This is a genomic window from Lentzea sp. NPDC004789 (assembly GCF_053601075.1).
On sequence record NZ_JBSGBE010000023.1, the window covers coordinates 146,905 to 168,634 of the forward strand.

Sequence of the window (21,730 nt, forward strand, 5' to 3'; positions counted from 1 at the left end):
CCGCCGAAATCCTCACGCACTCCTCCGGGACGGCCGCGGGACGACGCCTTTTCGTGCGGGCCGCATTTCCGCACGCCCCGGACGCCGTCCGCGATCGCCCAGCCGGTCTCCCGGGTCAGCCCGACGCTCGGTGCGCCGGGTCCGGGGTGCTCGCGCGCCGCGACAGGCGGGGCGGCAGCAGCATCAGCGGCGGCGGTTGCTTGCCGTCGAGCTTGGCCACCAGCAGGTCCACCGCGTGCCTGCCGAGCTCCTCCGCCGGCAGGCGCACCGAGGTGAGCGGTGGCGACATCTGCTCGGCCAGCTCGTCGGGACAGATCGCCACCACGGCGACGTCACCGGGCACCTGACGGCCGGCCGCGCGCAGGCACGCGGTGATCCAGCCGAGCGCCGCCTCGTTGTGCACGACCAGCGCGGTCATCGACGGGTGCGCGCGGATCAGGCCCTTGACCGCGCGCAGCACGGAGTCGTGGTCGTCCTCGACGGACAGTGCCGTCGCGGCCACTCCCCTGCGCATCGCGGCGGCGCTGAAGCCGTTCATCGTGCGGTGGGCGAACCCGCTGCTGCGCCGGTAGACCGCGCTCGGCGCGCCGAGGAAGCCGATCGAGCGGTGGCCCAGGTCGGCGAGGTGGTCGACGCACTTCGCGCCCGCCGCCTCGAAGTCCAGATCGACGCAGGTGAGCCCCCTGGCCGCGGCGGGATGTCCGATCAGGACGGACGGTTTGGACAGTTGCCGCAGCAACGGCACCCGGTCGTCGTCCATCTCCACGTCCATCACCAGGAAACCGTCGACCTGGGCGCTGTTCGCGGCCCTGCGCAGGCCGGCCGCGCCGTCGTCCGCGGTCAGCAGCAGCAGGTCCATGTCGTAGCGGCGCGCGGTCGTGACCGCGGCGGTGACGAACCGCATCACCGCGGGCAGGTGGGTGCCCGCGCGCAACGGCAGGACCAGGCCGATCACGTTGGTCCGGCTGGTGGTGAGCACGCGGTCGGCCACGTGCGGCTGGTAGCCCAGCGCCCTTATGCTCTCCCGGACCCTCGACTTCGTGTCCGCGGAGATCGACCGCTTGCCCGTGAGCACGTAGGAGACGGTGCTCGGGGCGACTCCCGCATGCCTCGCGACATCCGCGATCGTGACCACACCGACCTCCTTTCACATTCACTCGCGTTGAGCGTTCCGCAACCATAGGGAGCGCTCGCAGATGACATCAAGAGCCATGTTCGCGTTAACATTGCACTCGGTCAGTGGTCCAGACGAATATTTTCCGTCTGGAAAGTTGCCTGTGTGGGCACGCTCACAACGTCCCCGTTCGTCCAATGGCGATCGATGCGGGCGTAGGTCCCCGGCGTGACCAGGCTCGACGCCACGCCGTTCACCCGCAGCCGGGCGCCCACCAGGTGGGACGGCACGCGCACCCGCAGATCGATCCGGCCGGACCCGCCGATCGTCAGCTTGATCGACTCAGGTGACGACGGCTCCTGCCGCACCGTGATCCCCCGTCCCGCCCAAGTCAGCACGGACGGGACGAACAGGTTGACGTACAGCGCGGACCCGGCGTGGAAGTAGATGCTGTCGCCGTGCCGGGTGCCGGCCTCCAGACCGGTGCCGTGGCAGCACGTGAAGTCGTCGGCGTCCTGGACGGCCACCAGGTGCAGCGCCTTCTCGTAGTGGTCGAAGTACCTCGCCCGGCCGGGATCGGCGCGGAAGAGCTCCCGGGCGAGCCTGAGCACGTTGTAGGTCTCGCACAGATGGTCGGAGCGCTCCGCCGTCCGCCAGAAGTCCAGCGCGACGTCGCGGTAGCGGGCCGCGCCCGTGGCGTGGTAGGCCCGGATCGCGCCCAGCGCCGTGAAGCTGCTGACGTGGTCGGACTCGAAGTACCGCGCCGTGATCAGGTGCGCCGGGTCGCCGGTGAGCTGGTAGAGGTCGGTGAGCACCTCGTGCATCCCGCCGGGCTCGGTGGCGAGCACCTCCCGCCGCACCGCGGGCGGCAGCCTGCCGATGCGCCACGCCGCCCAGGCCGCCATCCTGGTGACGACGGTCAACGCCTGCGCGTTGCCGAGCAGCCGGTGCACGTCGAGCAGTCCCGCCATGATCCGGTGCAGGGTGCGGTAGGGCGCGCGGACGGGCTGGCGCGCTTCCGCCGCGCCGAGGAAGCCCTCCGGGAACGCCGACAGGTACCCGGTGCTGTAGCCGGCGATCCTGGCCCGGTCCTGGCACAGCGCGAGCTGCTCGACCAGGTAGTTCGCCCGCACCGAGAACATGTGGTCGCCGGTGGTCGCGAACGCCTGCGCCAGCGCGGACAGCACGTGTCCGGCCGACTGGCCGCGCAGCTGCGAGCCGGGCGCCTCCCACCCTCGGCACGGGACCACCCCGGACGGCAGGCCGACGTTGCGGCGGAACGTGTGCAGCAACCGGTCGGGGTCGAGCAGCCTCAGCCGGGCGTGCGCGCGGGACGCGTTGTCCCGCAACGGTCCTGGCAACAACGCCACCGCGCCGAGCGGGAACGGCTCCGCCGACACGCCGAAGTCCGCACGGGCCGCGGCGATGTGGGGAAGAACGACCTCTTGCATGGTGCACGACCTTTTTCGAATACGAGACGAGGGGCTCCCGCGCGAGCGGGATTTCGCGCGGGAGCCGATTCAGGGCAGCCTCGTCGTCACAGCGCCGGGTAGGCGTTGCGCATGAGCTCCTGGAACTGCGCGGAGAACCACTTGCCCGACAGCGGGGCGTCCGGCAGCGCACCCGACATGTTGTTGCCGTTGCGGATGTTGCCGGTGTAGGTCGGGTCGCACATCTTGTCGGCGCCCTTGCCCTCGTTGTTCGGGATCTCCTTGCTCGCACCGTCGGACTCGCCCGGCGGCTTCATCCACACGTAGGCGTCGATGCCCGCCGCGGGCGCCGCCTTCGGCCGCTCGCCGAGCCCGGCACCGGACTGGTTGCACCAGTTGCCGGTGTGGATGCGCCGGTCGAGCTTGCCGCCGTTGACGTACGCGTCCACGCTCGTCTTCGGACCGGGACCCGTCGGACGCGCGGCACCGCCCCAGCCGTTGCGGCTGGTGTCGATCAGCATGCCGACGTTCGAGTCGAAGCCCGCCTGGATCGCGCGCTGCCGGAACGCCTGCGCGTACGACAGCTCGTCGACGTAGCGGTTCCAGTCCACCCACTTCGACTGGCGCACGGACGTGCCGTTCACCGTGTCGTCGATGGTGAAGTACGGCTCGTGCAACGCGCCGTAGTTCGCGGTGTTGGCGATGAAGCCCACCACGTTCGACTTGGTGCTGCCGGACGCGTTGGCCGCCTGGAACAGCAGCTCGGCCGTCGCGCCGAAGTTGTCGTCCCAGCCGATCCAGCCGTGGTGGCCGATGTCGAGGTAGTTGTAGACGTTCGGGACCGCGCCGAGCTTGGCGAGCGCGTAGCCGACACCGGTGATGTAGTTGCCGTTGCTCTTCATCACGTCGCACGCCGGCACAGCGGTGTTGCGCGGCGTCACGTTGGTGACCAGGTTCGGCAGCGAGTCGATCTCCACCGTCGTGACGATCCGCAGGTTCTTGTACGCCGGCTTGGCGAAGATCGCCGCGATCGGGTCGATGTACTCGGTCTTGTAGCGGTCGATCTCGGTGGGCTTGAGCTCACCGTTGGACGCGAGCGCCGAGCAGTCGCGACCGGGCAGGTTGTAGATCACGAACTGGATCACGAGCGGTGAGCCCGCCGCCTGGCGCACCGCCTCGTCCAGGTGTCCCTCGATGCCACGGCCGTCGACCGTGCCGGTGATCGCCGCGATGCGGTCGATCCACACGCCGGTCGGCTGGTTCGCGACCCTGCTGCCACCGGGCTCGGCCGCCGCCTTGGCCGACCAGTCCGGGTTGACGTACATCTTCGCGCCCGCGTACGGGTTGTCGACGCGCGTGCCGGGGTTCGGGTTGCCCGACGTCGTCGTGGTCGTCGTGGTCGTCGTGGTCGTGGTGGTGGTCGTCGTCGTGCTCGTCGGCGGCTGCCCGGTGCACACCGTGCCGTTCAACGTGAACGTCGTCGGGTTGGCGTTGGTGCTGCCGGTGTAGCTGCCGTTGAAGCCGATGTCGATGGACGCACCGCTGCCCAGGCTGCCGTTCCACGACGCGTTGGTCGCCGTGACGTCCGCGCCCGACTGCGACCAGGTCGCACTCCAGCCCTGCGTGACGCGCTGGCTGCCGGGGAAGCTGAACTTGAGCGTCCAGGACGACACCGCGTCACCCAGGTTGGTGATCTTCACCGCCGCGCCGAAGCCTCCGCCGCCCCAGTTGTTCGCCGTGTAGTCCACACGGCAGCCAGGTGCGGCGCCCGCGGGTGCGCTGAGCGCGAGCCCGGTCGTCGCGACGGCGGTGGCGACCACGGCTCCCGCCGCGGCCCACCGCCTCTGTCCGTTGAGCCTCATTGCCACGGATCTCCTGTCTTTCAATGGTGTTTGATCTCGACGAACGAGCACGCGGCCGGCGTGCACTCCAGTCGCTTCAGGCCGAGGTACTCCATGCCGTCCGAACCGGTGAGCGCGAACCCGTCGCCGAACACGAGGTCCGGGTCGCCCCGGACCTCGCCTCGTGCCAGTGCGTCGTGCCAGGCCTCCGCCAGACCCGGCCGGAGCACCAGCAGCCCCAGCCGTTCGTAGGGCGGTTTCACACACGTGGCCCAGTCGGCGATGAACGGCCCGTAGACCTTCGACCGCACCGGACCGGCGAACGCGGCGAAGTCCTCGCCTTTGCGGACTTCGGTGCACTCGCCGGTGACCTCGTTGAGCCAGGAGGCGATCCCGTCGACCCCCTTGGCCGGGTCCGGGGCCGGTGCGGCGTGTCCGACGACGATGACGAACACGACCGCACCGACCACGAAGAGGGCGAGGAGGACCCTCATCACGGAATGGCGCAAGACACGCCGTTGAGCGTGAAGTTCACCGGATCCGTGACCGAACCGGACGTCGTCGCGTTGAACCCGAACTCCACCGTGCCGCCGGCGGAGATGTCGGCGTTGTACGACGCCCCCTTGGCCGTGGCCTTGCCGCCCGCGACGGTGATCGTGGACGACCACGCCGAGGAGAGCTGCTGCCCGCTGGGGAAGTCCCAGACGAGCTGCCACGCGCGCACCGCTTCCGCGCTGCTGTTGGCGATCTTCACGTTCGCCGTGAAGCCACCGTTCCAGGTGCTCGGCTTGGTGTAGGTCACCGTGCACGCGCCCGGACCGCTGCCCGTCCGCACCGTGAGGCCCGCCGACGACGGTGAGACGTTGCCCGCCGCGTCGACCGCGACCACGCGGAAGGTGTACTCGGTGTCCGCGGTCAGGCTCCTGATCGTGGCCGAGTTCGTCGCCGAGGTGGCGACCACCTGGTCACCGCGGTAGACGCGGTACTCCGACACGCCGAAGTTGTCCGTCGACGCCGCCCAGTCCAGCCGCACGGAGCTGCCGGTGATGGAGGACGCGACCGGCGTGCCGGGCGCGGTGGGCGGCTGCGTGTCCGGCACGCCGCCGCCGAACACGACGTCCGAGCAGCTGTAGAACGCCTCCGGGCTGTCCGAGCGCTGCCACAGCGAGAAGATGATGTGGCGCCCGGACTTGTTGGGCAGCTTGGCCTGCCAGCTGTACTCGCCGTTGCCCAGCGGCGGGTTCGTCACCTTGTCGAACGGGGCCGGCTCCAGGTCCGACCACTTGAGCGGCTTCGTCACGTCGAAGCCGTCCTTGGTGACGTATTGCTCCCACGTGCCGGGGTGCGGTGCCCAGGCGTTGTACCGCAACGTGACCGTGGCGTTCGCGGTCAGCTGCGTGGCAGGCCAGTCGGCCCGCGCCTGGTTGTAGGCGTCGTACTTCGTGGCCGGGCCGCACAGGTGACCGTCGGCGATGATGTCCCGGCTCCGCCCGCCCGCGTTGCTGAGCAGGTTGCCGTACCAGTCCCACAGCGGTTGCTTGCCGCCGAGCGCGACCGCCTGGACGCACGCGGGGTTGGTGGGCTGCAGGTCACCGCCACCGCTGCCGGCCCGTCCGTCCAGGTAGCAGGCGTAGGTGCGGCTCGCGGGCCAGACCATCGACCCGTGGGCGAGCGCCGTTCCACCGGTCTGCACGAGCACCGCGCCGGTGGTGGCCGCGACGAGCAAGAGCGCTGCTATGCGTTTTCTCATCTCGGTACTCCTCACCCGTAGATCTCTGCGTGCAGCGAGAACGCCGTGGCGATCTCGGTCTGCGCCCAGAAGCGGTGATAGGTGAACTCCGGCGCCGGGCCACCGTCCAGATAGGCCTGGACCTTCGGCCACTGCGGGTCGTTGCGGAACATCGACCTCATCGACAGGAAGCTCGCGCCCTGCTTGATCTGGTCGCCGTTCGGCATCTTCCCGGTCCAGCCCGGCGGCACGTACGGGCCTTCACCGGTGCTGGAGTTGTAGACGTCGTCGAACCGGTTGTAGTCCGTGCGGACCTCCGGCGTCGCGATGCCGATGCTGTCCTGGTGCGCGAGCAACCCGGTCAGCAGTGCCTCACCCGTGGTCTTGGCCTGGGCGTTGCCCGACTTGGCCGCGTAGTTCAGCAGCACCTTGGCGTACGACGCGGCCACGCCGACGTCCTGGTTGCGGTTGAGGACCTGCACCCGCAGGTTGGCGTTCGCACCGGGGTTGGTGGCGTTCCACGTGTCCGGAGCGCCCGACCACCCGAGGTCCGCGGGGATCTGGAAGTTCGCGCCGGTGGTGGTGTTCGCGATCGCCCACGGCACCCACTTGTCCAGGATCCTCTTCGCCCGGGCGTCACCGGTCAGCCGGTACAGCGACGCGGTGCGCTCCAGACCCCACACCTGGAAGCCGAACCACCGGTTCGAGGGCGGGTCGTGCCACACCGGCTGCGGGTCGTAGTACATGCCGTAGAACGTCGGCGTGCCGGCGGGAGGCGCGCTGTACGAGCCGTCCCAGCTGTTCGTGACACCGCCGGCGATCGCTCCGTCGGCGGACTGCAGCCACTGCAGCAGCTCCAGCTGCCGGTCGAGGCTCTTCGCCCAGTCCTGCTGTCCGGTGGCGGACAACGGCTTGAGCGCGGGCACGTTCGACAACGCGTAGGCCGCCAGCGGGTTCTGGTAGCCCTCGTGCGAGGCACCGTCACCGATGCGCCAGGCCCAGCCGGCCGACGTGTCGTACGCGCCGCCCCAGGCGTAGTACCAGGACAGCAGGTAGTGGTCGCTGTCCTTGCCGGTGCCCGCGGGGCACGACGGGCTGCTGCAGTTGCCGATCTTCTTGAAGTACTTGTCGAACATGGCGTACCTCAGGTAGTCGCCCATCTTCGCGGCCTTGGCGACCTCGGGCGCGATCTGCGACTGCTTGCCCTGCGCGGTCGCCCAGTTCTGCGCGAGCAGCGCGACCTGCACGGCGCGGGCGTCCGCGTCCGGCGCGTCGGTGTACTTCCACTGCTTGGCGTAGGACGAGTCCTTGGTGAACAGGTCCAGGTAACCGTTGGGGCCACCGAACTTGAACGTGTCGCAGGAGGGCTGCGGGATGGTCTCCCACACCGACTCCGACGAACCGCGCTGGTAGGTGTTGATGTACGCGGGCGCCGTGGTGCCGTCACCGCAGTGGCCGAAGCCGTAGGTGTTGTCGACGTCGAGCAGCCAGTGCATGCCGTAGATGTCGGAGTTGCCGTACGCGGCCTTCAGCTCGGACGCGATCGGGTCCTGGCCGACGGAAACGCCCGAGTCAAGCACCGCCGGGTAGCGGTCCATCCGCGGGTGCTCCGGCGCGTAGGTCGCCGGCTTCGAGGCGTTGTACGAGCTGTTGGTCGGCTGGTCGGCCTGCGACGGGATGATGAACTTCTCCATCGACGCCCAGGCGGACTTGAACGGCGCCCAGTCACCGGTGACGCGACCGTAGCTCGCCTCCAGCCACAGGTAGTAGCTGAACGCCTCGGACGTCGTCTGGTGCCCGTGGTCCGGTGCCTCGACCATCAGCGTCTCGACCGAGTGGTACGGCACGAGAAGGTCGCCGAACTTGCGGAAGTAACCGCTCGCCGGGTCCTTCATCTTGTTGTACTGGTCGAGGAACGCCTTGTTGAAGTCCGAAGTGGACGGATCGATCTCCTTGACCGTCACGGTCGCCGGGCTGTAGCCGGTCGCCGACGCGGTGAACGTCGCGGTCGCGAGGTCGCCGCCGTTGGCCGCCGAGGCCACCGTCACGGTCTGCTTGGCCGCGCTGGTGAACGTGAGCGTCGCCGGCGTCGCGGTCAGGTCCGCGCTGCCGGTGCGGGCGATCGTGACGGTGACGGGCCCGCTCGGCGCCGTGGCCAGGGAGACGTCGAAGGTCGCCGACTGGCCCTGCTTGACCGAGACCGTGCTCGGTGACGCGAGCACCGCGGGCCCGGAGAGCACCTTGACCATCGCGGGTGCGGACACCGCGGTGGCGCCGCGGTTGTCGGTCGCCCGTGCGGTGATGCTGTGGTCACCGGCCGCCGCCGAGGTCCACGTGCCGGTGTACGGCGCGGACGTGTCGGTCGAGATCAGCTGGTCGCCGTCGTAGAAGTCGACCTTGGTCACCGTGCCGTCGGAGTCCGCCGCGGTCGCCGCCAGCGGGATCTGCGCGGGCAGCGTGTAGGTGCTGCCGTTCGCGGGCGCGGTCAGCGAGACCGTCGGGGGCTTGTTGGGGCCGGTGCAGGACACGCCGTTCACCGCGAAGTCCGTCGGTGGCCGGTTGGTGGCGCCCTTGCTGCCGTTGAAGCCGACCTGCGCCGTGCCGCCGGCCGGGAGCGTGCGCGCCCAGTCCGGGCCGGTCACGGTGACGACCGCGCCGTTCTGCGTGAAGGTGCCGTTCCAGCCCTGAGTGACGCGTTGCCCGTCCGGGAACGTCCAGGTCAGGTTCCAGGTGTTCAGCGTGTCGCCGTCGTTGCGGATCGAAACGCTGGCGCCGAATCCGTTGTTCCACTCGTTCGTGATCGAATAAGTGACGGTGCAGGCGACCGCTGCGGGGGCCGCCATCGCGGGTACCCCTCCGATCACCATCACCGCCGCAGCCATCAATGCCGTTGTTCGTCGAGTCATGCCGCCGCCCTCTCGACAACTGGGAGCGCTCCCAGAGTTCACGGCACTGTAACGCGAGCCACATCGCGTACTGGCCCCCCGGTGCAGTCGGTGCTGCATCGGAAAGCCCTTGCCGCTGCGCCACTCGGCACAACAACCGTTCGTCTGCCAGATTCCCTTACTGCTCCCTTCGAGTGGAATTCTGGGAGCGGTCCCAGAGCGTCGGAGTGATCAGCCGCGGCCCGCTCCTGCAGGAAGGCTCTTCACCGACCCGCCGTGGTCACCCCGTTCCCAAGTTGACGAAATGGTTGTTCCGCGGCGTTCGCGAAGTAGTCACTTCCGACCAGTACGCCTGCTCCAACGGTGGCGGAGGCACCGTCCGCCGTCACACCGCCGTAACCGCACGCGGCGCGGTGGCGAAAATCAGTGCTGCGCGTTTCAGAAAACCAGCCCACAACAATCCGGTCAACAATTCGAGAGCGTTCGAGTCGAACAATCGAAAATAGTTGACAGCAAAATCGCCGACCCTACGATCGAATTACCGCCGCGCATCCCGGCAAGCGGAGCGCACATGAAGAAACTGGCATCAGTGGTGCTGGCCGCGGTGTTGACCGCGTTTCTCGCACCTCAGGCACAAGCGGCAGGCAGCACTTTCCCGAACCCGACGGGCACCAGGCCGGTCGGCGCGACCATCAAGGTACCCGCGGGCATCTACGACGGTGGCCTGCAACGGTTCTACGGCACCGGCAACCTGGGTTCGGGCGGCCAGAACGAGAACCAGGACCCGATCTTCCAGCTGGCCGACGGCGTGACGCTGAAGAACGTCGTGCTCGGCGCCCCGGCGGCGGACGGCGTCCACTGCCTCGGCACCTGCACGCTCACCAACGTGTGGTGGGAGGACGTCGGCGAGGACGCGGCCACGTTCAAGGGGACGTCGTCGTCGCAGACCATGACCATCAACGGCGGTGGCGCGCGCAAGGCCGCCGACAAGGTGTTCCAGCACAACGGGCCGGGCACGATGATCATCCGCAACTTCCAGGTGGACGACTTCGGCAAGCTCTACCGGTCCTGCGGCAACTGCAAGACCCAGCACCGGCGCAACGTCGTGCTGGAGAACATCACCGCGTTCTCCCCCGGCAAGGCCGTCGTCGGCATCAACACCAACTACGGCGACACCGCGCGGTTCTCGAAGATCACGATCGTCGGCGACGGCCAGCGGAAGATCGCGATCTGCGACAAGTACCAGGGCGTCACCAGCGGTGAGCCGAAGAAGATCGGCACCGGCCCGGACGGCACGAACTGCCTCTACAAGTCCTCGGACATCACCTACCGCTAGCCCCGCACCGCGAGAAGCCCCGGCACCCGCCGGGGCTTCTCCGCTGCCCCGGATTCAGGCGCGTGGTTCGCGCATCGCGGGCACGAGGGCGAGGGCCGGCAGCAACAGCAGCGGCACGACCAGCAGCGCGCGCAGGACACCCACGTGGTCGCCGAGCAGGCCGACCAGCGGCGGTCCCGCGAGGAACGCGGTGTACCCGATGACGGCGACCACGCTGACCCTGGCGGCCGCCCGGGCCGGATCGTCCGCGGCAGCGCTCATGCCGACGGGAAAGCCCAGCGCGGTGCCGAGTCCCCACACAGCGACCCCGGCGACCGCCACGACCGGCGACCCGCCGAAGACCGCGAGCGCCACCCCGGCCGCGGCCAGCAGCATCGTGCCGATCAGCACCGGCACGCGTCCCCACCGGTCCAGCGCGATCGTGCCGAAGATCCGGCCGCACGTCATGGTCGTCACGAACACGCCGAACACCACCGCACCCGTCGCGGGGTCGAACGCGTAGCCGTCGACGAACGCCACCGCCACCCAGTCGTTCGCGGTGCCCTCGGTGAACGCCAGCACCAGCACCAGCAGCCCGATCAGCAACGTGCGAGGTTCCCGCCAGGCCGCCAGCACCCCGCTGCCGCGCCCCTTCTCCGCCTCCCCGGCGAACCGGTAGGCGCGCGCCGCGACGAACGTGCCCGCGGCGACCACCACCGCCACGCCCACCAGGTGCGCGGTCACCGGCAGCGTCACCCACGCCACCAGCGACGCGAGCCCGGCCGCGGCGACGGTGCCCAGGCTCCACATCGCATGGAACCGCGGCATGACCGTGCGCCCGAGCACCCGTTCCACCTCGGCGGCCTCCACGTTCATGGCGACGTCGCAGGTGCCAGACCCGTACCCCAGCACGAAGATCCCGATCGCCGTCAGCGCGACCGACGGCACCGCGCCGATCCCGAAGCCCGCCACCGCGAGGCCGGCGGAGACCGCCGTGACCGACGCGCACACCGTGCGCTTGGGCCCGAGCCGGTGCGTGACCTCGCCCGCGGTCAGCATCGCGAGGAACGCGCCCGCGGACATGAACAACAGCAACAGTCCCAGCGCACCGGGCGACAGCCCGAGCGCATCACGGGCGACGGGCACCCGGGCGAACCACGTCGCCACTGCGACACCGTTGAGCCCGAACGTGACCCCGACCCCCGCTGCGGCGGCCCGGACCTGCCCGCGCGGCGCTGTGACCGTCATCCGTTCCCCTTTCTCGATCCCGATCCGTCGAGTACATACATGGAAGCGCTTCCACGGCAATACTGCTGAGATGACGGGAGCGACACTCGACGACGTGGCGCGGGCCGCAGGCGTGTCCCGTGCGACCGCCTCGCGCGTGATCACCGGACACGGCCCTGCCTCACCCCAGACGCGCGCCCGAGTGGCGGCGGCCGTGGCCGCACTCGGCTACGTTCCTGACGCCGCCGCTCGCGCCCTGGTGACCCGCACGGGCACACGACTGGCCATCGCCGTGATCGGCCACACCGCCGCCGTGCTCGACGACCCTTACGTGGGCCGCGTCCTGACCACGGCCGCACACGTGTCGGCCGCGCGCGAGGTGGGCGTGTCACTGCACTGGTTACCCCTGAACGACCCCGGTTCACTCGGCCGGCTCGCCGAGACCCGCGGCCTGGGCGGCCTGGTGGTCGTCAACCCGACCCGCCCGGCGCTGGACACCGTTCCCCGCTCACTGCGCGGCCGGGTCGCCGCGATCGGCGTCGGCACCCGCGACGTGCCGTCGTTCGACGTGGACAACCGCACCGGCACCGACGGCGTGGTCCGGCACCTCGTGACCACCGGCCGCCGCCACATCGCGATGGTCACCGGCCCGTCCTGGCTGCCCTGCGGCGACCGCGCCGTCGAGGCCTACCGGCGCGTGATGCTCTCGTGCGGCGCCGAGACCAGGGTCGTCCCGGGCAACTTCACGGCGGCCCGCGGCGCCGAGGCCGCCGTCGAGATCATGGCGCGGTGGCCCGACACCGACGCGGTGTTCGCGTTGAGCGACCTCACGGCGTTGGGTGTCCTGGACGGCCTGCACGCGCTGGGCGTGCGCGTGCCCGGCGACGTGGCGGTGGCGGGGTTCGACGACATCGCCTTCGCGTGTCTGAGCCGGCCGGCGCTCACCACGTCGACGCATCCGGTGGAGGAGATCGCCGAGGCGGCGGCGCGGGCCGTGCTCGACCGCGGACGGGTGGAACGGGCGACGTTCTACCCGTCACGGCTGGTGGTGCGGGAGAGCGCCTGATCACTCCACCGTGCAGGACTGGCCGTTGAGCGAGAACGCGTCCGACGCGACGTTCTCCCCCTCACCGCCGTGGTGCGGGAGAACGCCCGATCACTCCACCGTGCACGACTGACCGTTGAGCGAGAACGCGTTCGGCGCCCCGTTGCCCCACGACATGTTGCCGTTGAAGCCGACGGTCACCGTGGCACCGGGAGCGATCTGCCCGTTGTAGGAGGCGTTGCTCGCGTCGACGGTGGCGCCGGACTGGCGCGGCGTCGCGTTCCACATCTCCCGGATGGACTGCCCGTTGGGGAAGCTCCACCGCACCGTCCACCCGTTGATCGTCGCCCCGCCGGTGTTCCGCACGGTCATGTTGACCTGGAACCCGCCCGGCCACTCGTTGGTGACCCGGTACGCGACCGCGCAAACGCGCGCGGGCGGACGCGGCACCGTGGTGGTCGTCGTCGGCGCGGGACGGGGCGGGGTGGTCGTGGGTGCCGGGCGAGGAGGCGATGTCGTGCCACCGGGAGCGGGCGGGTTCGGCGCCGGCTGGTTCGGCTGGCCCGGCTGGTGCGGCGGCAGCTGAGGTGTCGGCGTCGAAGGCTGTGCGAGGTCGAGGCCCTCGCAGGGCGGGCCCCACAGCCCGCGGTTGGCGGCGGCGGCCTCGCTCTCGGCGGTCATGAGCGGGCCGCCGTCGATGCCCTGCGACCGGAGGACACCGCGCTGCACGGCCAGCAGCGCGTAGTCGGTGCCGTCCTCCAGCACCAGGTTCACCTCACCGGACAGGAACGTGGTGATCCGGACGGTGCTGGCGAGCAGGGTGGTGCGGGCGAAGTCCAGCGCGCTCGCCTCCCAGCAGGCGGCCGGTGGTGCCAGCTGGGCGACGCGCACCTTGGTGCCGTCGGCGAGTTCGACCGTGCGGGCGTCGATGACATCCCGCACGAACTGCAGCACGCCCTGGGCCGGCCCCTCCTGGTTGATCAGCGAGGGCGGTTTCCAGGGCGTGCGTGTGGTCGGCGCGGGTGCCGGCGGTTGTGCCGTGCACGCTCCGGTGAGCAGGACCAAGACCACGAGCAAGTTCTTGCGCGCCACCACTACCCCTATTGTCGTTTAAACATCAACAACACTAGAGGTCGGTCGTTGGGATTCAATCGACCGTTCGGAGTGGACTATTTGCTCGGAACGGCGGACCAGCGCTGGTTGGGGCCGGAAGTGGCTTGGTACAAGCCGATCTTGGCACCGTCCTCACGCGACTCGCCGTTCACGTCGAGCAGGGTTCCCGTTTGCGCGTTGACGAACGTCCACGTCCCGTCGCCGGTCGAGGACAGCACCCAGCGCGCGGCCGGGCTGTCGGAGGACGTCAGCACCGCGTCTCCGGACACCGCGGCGATGCGCTGGCCGGTCGAGGCGTTGACCACGGAGAACTGCGCGCGGCTGTCGTAGCCACCGCTGCGACGCTCCACTCGCCACACCTGGTCCGCCGCGTTCGCGTCGGTGGTGCGCTGCACGAGCGAGGTGCCCGACGGCGCCAGCGACTTGCCGCTCTGCACACCGGTGAGCCGGTAGGTGCCGCCCAGTGCCGAGGCGCGGTTCACACCGCTGACACCGGAGACCTCGAACGTGGTGACCGACCGCGCGGGCACCGACAGCGTGGCCTTGCGGTCCTTCACCCGCACCGCCGCACCCTTGACCAGCGCGCCCTGCTCGTCGGTGACGATCGGCCGCACAGTGGCGTTCGGACTGATCGAGCCGAACCCGGACAGGTCCAGCGTCACGGACTGCGCCTGCGTCGACTTGTTCAGGTGCACCAACGACTTCAGCTCGGTGTTGCGCACCGCCGCCACGTCGGTCGTGGTGTTGACCTTCACCAGGCGGTCGCCCGGCTTGACGTAGTGGGTGAAGTTGCGCAGCGTGTGGAACTTCGTGTTGACGCGCGCCGGGCACGTCGCGAGCGTGTCGTTCGCACCGCAGTTGAACGGGATCTGGACCACGCCCCAGTTCATGCCCTTCTCCGACTCGCCGCCGGGGGTCATGTTGTTGTAGTCCTCAATGGCCTGCCACAGCAGCCATGCCCGCGGTTCGAGCTCGCGCAGGTCGTCGATCACGCGCTCCGCGATACCGAGGCCGGGGTCCATGCTGGTGAACGACTGCCCGGAGCCCCAGTGCCCGTCGACCTCGCTCATCCACAACGGCTTGCCCGCGCTCTTGGCGATGTCACGGGCGGTCGTGCGGCGGTCCGTGCCGTACGTGTGGACGTTGAGCTGGCCGAGCTTCTCGCGTGCCGACGGCGAGTAGCCCGCCCAGTCGTTCGCGAACGTGCCGGGGTTGGTCTCGTCCGGCGCCGACACGGTGGCCTTCAAGTGCTTGGCGCGCAACGCGTCCGCCATCGCCGGCACGACCTTCGACTGCAGGGCCGGTCCCATGTGGGCGCCTTCCTGCCGTCCGCCGGTCGGGTTGCCGTCCGGGCCGAGCGTGGTGCGCCAGTACGAGGTGTTGGGCTCGTTGAACGGGTCGACGGTGGCGAACTTGATGCCGTGCGCGCGTTCCAGCTCCGCGGTCGTCTGGGCCAGGTAGGCGGTGAAGTCGCCGATCCGGTCCTCCCGCAGCTGGTCGGAGTTCGCGTCGAAGCCACCGGAGACGTAGCCGCTCACCGTCTGGAACCACGGCGGCGAGTTGCTGAACGCCTCCCAGCGGGTCACGTGGGACTTGACCTTGTCGACCCACCACCGCTGGCGCGGGTCCGCCGCGGCGTCGAAGTAGCGCGGGTCGCCCGGCTTCCACCAGTCGGTGTCCGTGCGCTTGGTCCCGGAAGGCGCTTTCCACCAGCCGGGGACCGCGGCTCCCGCACGCAGGTACTGCGGGACGTCCGGCGCGTTGCCGCCACCGATGTTGTAGCGGGCGATGTTGAGGTTGAGTCCGTCCTCACCGAACAGCAGCTCTGCCAGCTGGTTGCGGATCTCGTCCGGGTAACCGCCCGTGGCGTTCGCGAACCACACCAGGCTCGTGCCCCAGCCCTGGAACGGCTCTTGCTGGTACGTCGGATCCGGCTTCACCGTGACTGACTCGACCGCGGCTGAGGCAGGGACCGCGGTCGTGAGGGTGAGCGCCGAAGCGGCTAGCAGGGGAAGAAGTCTCATCGGTTCTCCGTTGAACGCGCAATGTTCACGCTAACATCTACAGAGGACCACATACTGCGTCAAGGTCCTGCCGGGCGGTGGCGCGACCACCCGGCAGGTCCTCTCCCGAAACGCTCGCCCCCGAGGAGACGGGCCCGGCACCGCTCGAACCCCGAGGAGGAGTTACTTGAGCGAGCAGGTGGCGAAGCGTTCGAGGCCCTGGGGCTTCGTGCCCACGCGGCCGATGGCGATGGCGATCCGGTCCAGTGCGGACGCGCGCTTTCCGGCCAACGGCCCGAGAATGGCGTTCTGCACGAAGTTCGGCCCGCCCTGACCCTCCGAGGTGCGCAAGCGGTTGTTCGCCTCGGCCAGCTGCTTGTCGAGGTTCGCGAGCTCGCGGTCCACCTCGGCCTGCGCCTTGGCGGGCACCTCGCCGATGACCGGCTGCGGGCAGGCGATCGTCTTGCCGGCCGCGTTGTTGCCCGATCCGGCGTTGTTGTTGCCGTTATTGCCGTTGTTGGCGTTGTTGCCGTTGTTGCCCTTCGGCGGAGCGGCGGGCACAGCGGGTGCCTTGCCCAGCCCGCAGGTCGCGAACCTCTCGAGGCCTTCCGGCTTCTGGGCCACCCGGCCGATCGCGGTCTCGATCCGGTTCAGCGCCGCGACCCGCTTGTCCTTCAACGGTCCCAGGATCGCGTTCTGGACGAAGTTCGGCCCGCCCTCCCCCTTGGAGGTGCGCAACCGGTTGTTGGCCTCGGCGATCTGCTTGTCCAGGTTGGCCAGTTCGCGCTGCACCTCGGCCTGCGCCTTGGCCGGTACCGCGCCGATGACCGGCTGGGGGCAGGCGATCGACTGGTTCTCGTTGTCCCCACCTGCCGCGAAGGCGGCGGCCGCGGTCGCCGCGGACAGGGTGGCGGCCACGGCGACTCCGGCAACCAGCAACCGCTTCTTCCGCTTCGGCTGTGCATGCGCACTCGACATGTTCGAAACCTCACGAGTTGGTGGACGTTTTGTGCCGGCACAGCGGGATACGGACAGGAATCGTGAAGGGTTCAACCACTTGTGAGCGTTCACAGCCAATGGCATGCTCTTTGCCTATTCCGCAGTCCGCACCTGCGAAGAACCGGGGAACAGCCATGCCATCGGCAGACAGAGTCGTCCACGAGCACCTACCGCTACGCGTCCAGGGCGTGAACCTCCAGGTAGCGGCAGTGCACAGGGGTGGTGTGGACGCCCCGATCGTCTTCCTGCACGGCTTCGGCACGAGCAAGGAGGACTACCTCGACATCGCGCAGCGGCACGACTTCGCCGGGCGTCCGTTCCTCACCTACGACATGCCCGGTGCCGGTGCCACCGACTGCACCGATCCAGCGGCGGTCGACATCCCGTTCCTCGTCCACACCGCCCGCGCGGTGCTCGAACGCGCGGGCATCGGCAGGTTCCACGTCATCGGGCATTCGACGGGCGCGCTCACGGCGCTGATCCTGGCGCACCAGGAACCGGGCAGGGTGCTCAGCTTCGTGAACATCAAGGGCGTGCTGGGACCGGAGGACTGCGTGCTGAGCAGAGAGGCGCTGGCGCAGCCCGATCCCGCCGGGTTCTTCCTGCAGGGCGCCGAGCGCACGCGCAACGCGCCTCACTACGGCAGCGGCCTGTACGCGGCGAACCTGCCGCACAAGGTGCGGCGCGGCGCCGTGGCCGGCATGTTCCGCTCGATGGTGGAACTGGCCGACCACGGCAACCTCATGGGGAAGTTCCTGTCACTCCCCTGCCCGCGGATGTACCTCTACGGCGAACAGTGCGCCGGTCTGTCCTACTTGCCCGTGCTGGACGCGAACGGGGTGGAGCTCGCCGAGATCCCGCACAGCGGGCATCTGCCGATGTACTCCAACCCCGTCGCGATGTGGCGACAGATCGCCGAGTTCCACGCGCGTCAGTTGATCCCCAGCGCCAGGCGGTGGTAGGCCTGGTTCCAGCGCAACCTGTCAGCGAACGACCAGGGCGTCGTCTCGGCGTCGATCAGGACCAGCTCGGTGGCCGCCATCTGCGCGAAGTCCCGCAGCACCTCCGATCCGACCGCCTGGGTCATCACGGTGTGGTGCGGACCTCCCGCGGTGAGCCAGCACTCCGCTGACGTCGACAGCGACGGCGCGGGCTGCCACACGGCCCGCGCGACGGGCAGCTTCGGCAGCGGCTCGTCCGGCGCGACGACCGTGACCTCGTTGGCCACCAGGCGGAACCGGTCGCCCATGTCGGCGAGACCGATCACCACGGCGGGACCGGTGGCCGCGTCGAACACCAGTCGAACGGGGTCCTCCCGGTCGCCGATGCCGAGCGGGTGGATCTCGCACGACGGCTGCGCCTCGGCGATCGTCGGGCACACCTCCAGCATGTGCGCGCCGAGGATCTTCGGCTCGCCCGGCCCGAAGTGGTAGGTGTAGTCCTCCATGAACGACGTGCCGCGGCCGGTGCCGGTGCCCATGGCCTTGACCGCGGCGAGCAGTGCCGAGGTCTTCCAGTCGCCCTCGCCGCCGAAGCCGTAGCCGTCGGCCATCAACCGCTGCACGGCCAGGCCCGGCAGCTGCCGCAGCCCGCCGAGGTCCTGGAAGTTCGTGGTGAACGCGCCGAAACCGCCGTCGTCCAGGAAGGACCGCAGGCCGATCTCGATGCGGGCGGCGTAGCGCAGCGACTCGTGCCGCTCCGCCCCGCGCGCCAGCTCCGGTGCCAGCCGGTAGGCCTCGGCGTAGTCGGCCACGAGCAGGTCGATGTCCGCGTCCGGCACCTCGTCCACGACGGCGACGAGGTCGTTGACGCCGTAGGTGTTCACCGAGACGCCGAACCGCAGCTCGGCCTCGACCTTGTCGCCCTCGGTCACCGCGACGTCGCGCATGTTGTCGCCGAACCGGGCCAGCCGCAGGGAACGCAGGTGCGCGAGGCCGGCGGCGGCCCGGGCCCAGCCGTCGATCCGCTGCGCCACCACGGGATCACTCGCGTGGCCGGCGACCGTCTTGCGCGCCACCCCGATCCTGGTCTGCACGTAGGCGAACTCGCGGTCGCCGTGCGCGGCCTGGTTGAGGTTCATGAAGTCCATGTCGATGGTGGACCACGGCAGCGCCTCGTTCAACTGCGTGTGCAAGTGCAGCAACGGTTTGCGCAGCAGGTCCAGCCCGGTGATCCACATCTTCGCCGGGGAGAAGGTGTGCATCCACGCGATCACGCCGACGCAGGTCGGATCGTTGTTGGCCTGCTGCATGATCGCGCGGATGGCGCCGGAGTCGGTCAGCACCGGCTTCCACACGATCTCCGCGCTGATCCGTCCCGAGTCGCTCAGCATCCGCTGGATCTGCTGCGACTGCGCGGCGACCTGGTCGAGCGTCTCGGGGCCGTAGAGGTGCTGGCTGCCGGTGAGGAACCAGATCTGGGGCTTGTCCGGCATGTGCTGCTCTCCTTCTGGGCTCACTGGCCGTAGACGTTCTGGTAGCGCTCGTAGAGCCGGTCGACGTCCTGCTGGTCGATCATGTCCGGCTTGCCGAGCTGGTGTGCGAAGTGGACGGTGCGCGCGACGTCCTCGAGCATCACCGCGGCTTTCACCGCGGCGCGTGCCGTGGCGCCGACGGTGAACGGGCCGTGGTTGCGCATCAGCACGGCGGGAGACCTGCTGCCCCGCAACGTTTCCACGATTCCCTTGCCGATCGAGTCGTCGCCGATCAACGCGAACGGCCCGACCGGGATGTCACCGCCGAACTCGTCCGCGATCATCGTCAGCACGCACGGGATGGGCTCACCGCGTGCGGCCCACGCTGTGGCGTAAGGGGAATGTGTGTGCACTACACCGCCGACCTCGGGCATGTGGCGGTACACATACGCGTGCGCGGCCGTGTCGGACGACGGTGCCAGCTCGCCCTCGACCAGGTTGCCGTGCAGGTCGGTGACGACCATCGCCTCCGGCCCCAGGTCGTCGTAGGAGACACCGGACGGCTTGATCACCATCAGGTCCTGGTCCGGCACGCGGGCGGACACGTTGCCCGCCGTCCAGATCACCAGCTCGTAGCGGGTCAGCTCGCGGTGCAGCTCGGCGACCGTGCGGCGCAGTTCTGCCGTGGCGGACATCAGCTCTTCCCCTCCAGGGCGTCGCGGCGGTACTGGCGCAGGCGGTGCATGACATCGTTGGCACCCCGGCCGAAGTAGTCGTGCAGCTCCAGATAGTCGAGGAACAACCGTTCGTAGGCCTCGACGTTCTCCGGCACCGGCGTGAAGACGTCGCGCCGCACCGAACCCATGGCGGCCGCGGCCGCGCGGATGTCGGCGTAGGCACCGGCGGCCACGGCGGCGTGCATCGCGGAACCGAGCGCCGGCCCCTGCTCGGAGCCGATCACCGACAGCGGCAGGTTGACCACGTCGGAGTAGATCTGCATGAGCAGCTTGTTCTTCACCAGGCCGCCCGCGATCACCAGCTCCCGCACCGGCACACCCGCGTCGGTGAAGGTGTCGATGATGACCCGCGTGCCGAACGCCGTCGCCTCCAGCAGCGCGCGGTAGACGTCCTCGGCCTTGGTGGCGAGCGTCTGACCGACGATCACGCCGGACAGCTCGTGGTCGACCAGCACGGACCTGTTGCCGCTGTGCCAGTCCAGCGCGATGAGCCCGTGCTCGCCGACCTGCTGCTGCGCGGCCAGCTCGGACAGCAGCTCGTGCACGGTGATGCCGCGTTCGCTCGCCTGCTCGTGGTAGACGGGCGGAACCTGGTTGCGCAGGAACCACGCGAAGATGTCGCCGACACCGCTCTGCCCGGCCTCGTAACCCCACAGGCCCGGCACGATGCCGCCGTCGACGACGCCGCACATGCCCGGCACCTCGCGCAGCACGTCGCCGCTCATCACGTGGCACGTCGAGGTGCCCATGATCGCGACCATCTGGCCGGGCTCGACCGCCTGCGCGGCCGGCGCGGTGACGTGCGCGTCGACGTTGCCGACCGCGACCGCGATGCCCTCCGGCAGACCGGTCCACGCCGCGGCCTGCGCCGTCAGCGACCCGGCGCGGTCGCCCAGTGCGGACAGCGGGTGGTCGAGCTTGTCGGCGACGAAGGTCTCGAACGCCGGGTTGAGCTCGGCGAGGAAGTTGTCGCTCGGGTACTGGCCGTCCTGGTGGATGCCCTTGTAGCCGGCCGTGCAGGCGTTGCGGGTGTAGGTGCCGCTCAGCTGCCAGATGATCCAGTCGGCGGCCTCGACCCAGTGGTCCATCGCCGCGTACACCTCGGGCGCTTCCTCCAGCACCTGCAGGCCCTTGGCGAACTCCCACTCCGACGAGATGAGCCCGCCGTAGCGCGCGATCCACGGCTCCTTGCGGCGGTGCGCCAGCTCGTTGATCCGGTCGGCCTGGGGCTGGGCGGCGTGGTGGCGCCAGAGCTTCACGTAGGCGTGCGGGTTGTCCGCGAACTCCGGCAGGTCGCACAGCGGCGTGCCGTCCGCGGTCACCGGAACCATGGTGCAGGCGGTGAAGTCCGTCCCGATGCCGATCACCTGGGCCGCGGAGATCCCGGCCGCCTCGACCGCCTGCGGGACGGCGGTGCGCAGGACGTCGAGGTAGTCGGCCGGGACCTGCAGCGCCCACTCCGGCGGCAGCGGCGCGCCGGTCTTGGGCAGAACCTGGTCCACCACACCGTGGCGGTACTCGTGCACCGCAGTGCCGAGCTCGGCACCGTCGCGGACGCGCACGACCACGGCGCGACCGGACAGCGTGCCGAAGTCGACACCCACCACACACGCGTCGTGGTCGATCGTCATGTCAGTCACCACCTGAGTGTTATCGCTAACATTGGGCGAGTCAAGATGCCACTTTTACATCATGTTTTCCCTGCATACACAAGGAACATGAACGAACGTGAACCAACGTGAGCGCACGACAAACCGCCCGCGCCGAAGTCGGCGCGGGCGGGATCGTTCCTTCCAGCGCACGGTAGCCGTGCACGCCACCGCCACCGAAGCCGGCGGCCTCACCGGCGGCGTAGAGGCCCGGCAGCACCTCACCGGAC

At 69.6% G+C, this 21,730-nt stretch carries 17 protein-coding genes; 3 read left to right on the forward strand and 14 right to left on the reverse strand.

Annotated features, from left to right (window positions below):
* Nucleotides 1-115 precede the first annotated feature (115 nt).
* The 6 genes from ACWEIJ_RS38365 to ACWEIJ_RS38390 all read right to left on the reverse strand — a co-directional run bounded on the left by ACWEIJ_RS38365 (nucleotide 116) and on the right by ACWEIJ_RS38390 (nucleotide 8,957).
* Entirely contained in the window at nucleotides 116-1,135 is a 1,020-nt protein-coding gene (locus tag ACWEIJ_RS38365; RefSeq protein WP_449842180.1) for a LacI family DNA-binding transcriptional regulator, read from the reverse strand.
* 101 nt (nucleotides 1,136-1,236) lie between these two features.
* Nucleotides 1,237-2,565 (reverse strand): beta-L-arabinofuranosidase domain-containing protein, encoded by a 1,329-nt coding sequence (locus tag ACWEIJ_RS38370; RefSeq protein ID WP_449842181.1) that lies wholly within the window; start codon nucleotides 2,563-2,565, stop codon nucleotides 1,237-1,239.
* 86 nt (nucleotides 2,566-2,651) lie between these two features.
* Nucleotides 2,652-4,406 carry a glycoside hydrolase family 6 protein gene (locus ACWEIJ_RS38375; RefSeq protein WP_449842182.1) on the reverse strand — a complete coding sequence of 585 codons (1,755 nt, stop codon included), beginning with the start codon at nucleotides 4,404-4,406 and terminating at the stop codon, nucleotides 2,652-2,654.
* A 20-nt stretch (nucleotides 4,407-4,426) separates the two neighbouring features.
* Nucleotides 4,427-4,879: a hypothetical protein gene (locus tag ACWEIJ_RS38380; RefSeq protein ID WP_449842183.1), complete on the reverse strand. Its 453-nt coding sequence runs from the start codon at nucleotides 4,877-4,879 to the stop codon at nucleotides 4,427-4,429.
* Nucleotides 4,879-6,135, reverse strand: a complete 1,257-nt coding sequence (locus tag ACWEIJ_RS38385; RefSeq protein ID WP_449842184.1) for a lytic polysaccharide monooxygenase — start codon at nucleotides 6,133-6,135, stop codon at nucleotides 4,879-4,881. Before ACWEIJ_RS38385 ends, ACWEIJ_RS38380 begins: the two co-directional genes overlap by 1 nt.
* Nucleotides 6,136-6,146: 11 nt before the next feature.
* On the reverse strand, nucleotides 6,147-8,957 hold the full coding sequence (locus ACWEIJ_RS38390) for a glycoside hydrolase family 48 protein (protein WP_449842185.1): 2,811 nt from the start codon (nucleotides 8,955-8,957) through the stop codon (nucleotides 6,147-6,149).
* 613 nt (nucleotides 8,958-9,570) lie between these two features.
* Between ACWEIJ_RS38390 and ACWEIJ_RS38395 the strand changes: the two genes are divergently transcribed.
* On the forward strand, nucleotides 9,571-10,335 hold the full coding sequence (locus ACWEIJ_RS38395) for a pectate lyase (protein WP_449842186.1): 765 nt from the start codon (nucleotides 9,571-9,573) through the stop codon (nucleotides 10,333-10,335).
* A gap of 54 nt (nucleotides 10,336-10,389) precedes the next feature.
* Here the strand turns inward: ACWEIJ_RS38395 and ACWEIJ_RS38400 are convergent, their stop codons facing one another.
* Complete coding sequence (locus ACWEIJ_RS38400) at nucleotides 10,390-11,562, reverse strand: MFS transporter (RefSeq protein ID WP_449842187.1); 1,173 nt, start codon at nucleotides 11,560-11,562, stop codon at nucleotides 10,390-10,392.
* A 70-nt stretch (nucleotides 11,563-11,632) separates the two neighbouring features.
* Here ACWEIJ_RS38400 and ACWEIJ_RS38405 point away from each other — a divergent pair, with 70 nt between their 5' ends.
* Nucleotides 11,633-12,607, forward strand: coding sequence for a LacI family DNA-binding transcriptional regulator (locus tag ACWEIJ_RS38405; RefSeq protein ID WP_449842188.1), 975 nt, complete (start codon nucleotides 11,633-11,635; stop codon nucleotides 12,605-12,607).
* 90 nt (nucleotides 12,608-12,697) lie between these two features.
* Here ACWEIJ_RS38405 and ACWEIJ_RS38410 read toward each other — a convergent pair whose 3' ends face one another.
* From ACWEIJ_RS38410 to ACWEIJ_RS38420, 3 genes are all read right to left on the reverse strand, one after another.
* Nucleotides 12,698-13,678 carry a cellulose binding domain-containing protein gene (locus ACWEIJ_RS38410; protein ID WP_449842189.1) on the reverse strand — a complete coding sequence of 327 codons (981 nt, stop codon included), beginning with the start codon at nucleotides 13,676-13,678 and terminating at the stop codon, nucleotides 12,698-12,700.
* 77 nt (nucleotides 13,679-13,755) lie between these two features.
* The gene (locus ACWEIJ_RS38415; RefSeq protein ID WP_449842190.1) at nucleotides 13,756-15,723 is read right to left on the reverse strand and encodes an RICIN domain-containing protein; all 1,968 of its coding nucleotides are present in this window, start codon (nucleotides 15,721-15,723) and stop codon (nucleotides 13,756-13,758) included.
* A 162-nt stretch (nucleotides 15,724-15,885) separates the two neighbouring features.
* Nucleotides 15,886-16,680, reverse strand: a complete 795-nt coding sequence (locus ACWEIJ_RS38420) for a hypothetical protein (RefSeq protein WP_449842191.1) — start codon at nucleotides 16,678-16,680, stop codon at nucleotides 15,886-15,888.
* Between the two features lie 245 nt (nucleotides 16,681-16,925).
* On the opposite strand from ACWEIJ_RS38420, the gene ACWEIJ_RS38425 reads away from it, so the two are divergent.
* Entirely contained in the window at nucleotides 16,926-17,663 is a 738-nt protein-coding gene (locus ACWEIJ_RS38425; RefSeq protein ID WP_449842192.1) for an alpha/beta fold hydrolase, read from the forward strand.
* On the opposite strand, the gene araA is transcribed toward ACWEIJ_RS38425, so the two are convergent.
* The 4 genes from araA to ACWEIJ_RS38445 form a co-directional block, all read right to left on the reverse strand.
* Complete coding sequence (gene araA, locus ACWEIJ_RS38430) at nucleotides 17,633-19,135, reverse strand: L-arabinose isomerase (RefSeq protein ID WP_449842193.1); 1,503 nt, start codon at nucleotides 19,133-19,135, stop codon at nucleotides 17,633-17,635. The two genes, ACWEIJ_RS38425 and araA, sit on opposite strands and share 31 nt — an antisense overlap.
* A gap of 20 nt (nucleotides 19,136-19,155) precedes the next feature.
* Nucleotides 19,156-19,809, reverse strand: a complete 654-nt coding sequence (locus tag ACWEIJ_RS38435; RefSeq protein WP_449842194.1) for an L-ribulose-5-phosphate 4-epimerase — start codon at nucleotides 19,807-19,809, stop codon at nucleotides 19,156-19,158.
* Nucleotides 19,809-21,482 carry a ribulokinase gene (araB, locus tag ACWEIJ_RS38440; RefSeq protein ID WP_449842195.1) on the reverse strand — a complete coding sequence of 558 codons (1,674 nt, stop codon included), beginning with the start codon at nucleotides 21,480-21,482 and terminating at the stop codon, nucleotides 19,809-19,811. Before araB ends, ACWEIJ_RS38435 begins: the two co-directional genes overlap by 1 nt.
* Before the next feature lie 40 nt (nucleotides 21,483-21,522).
* On the reverse strand, nucleotides 21,523-21,730 hold a 208-nt coding region (locus tag ACWEIJ_RS38445), incomplete at its 5' end, for a hypothetical protein (RefSeq protein ID WP_449842196.1).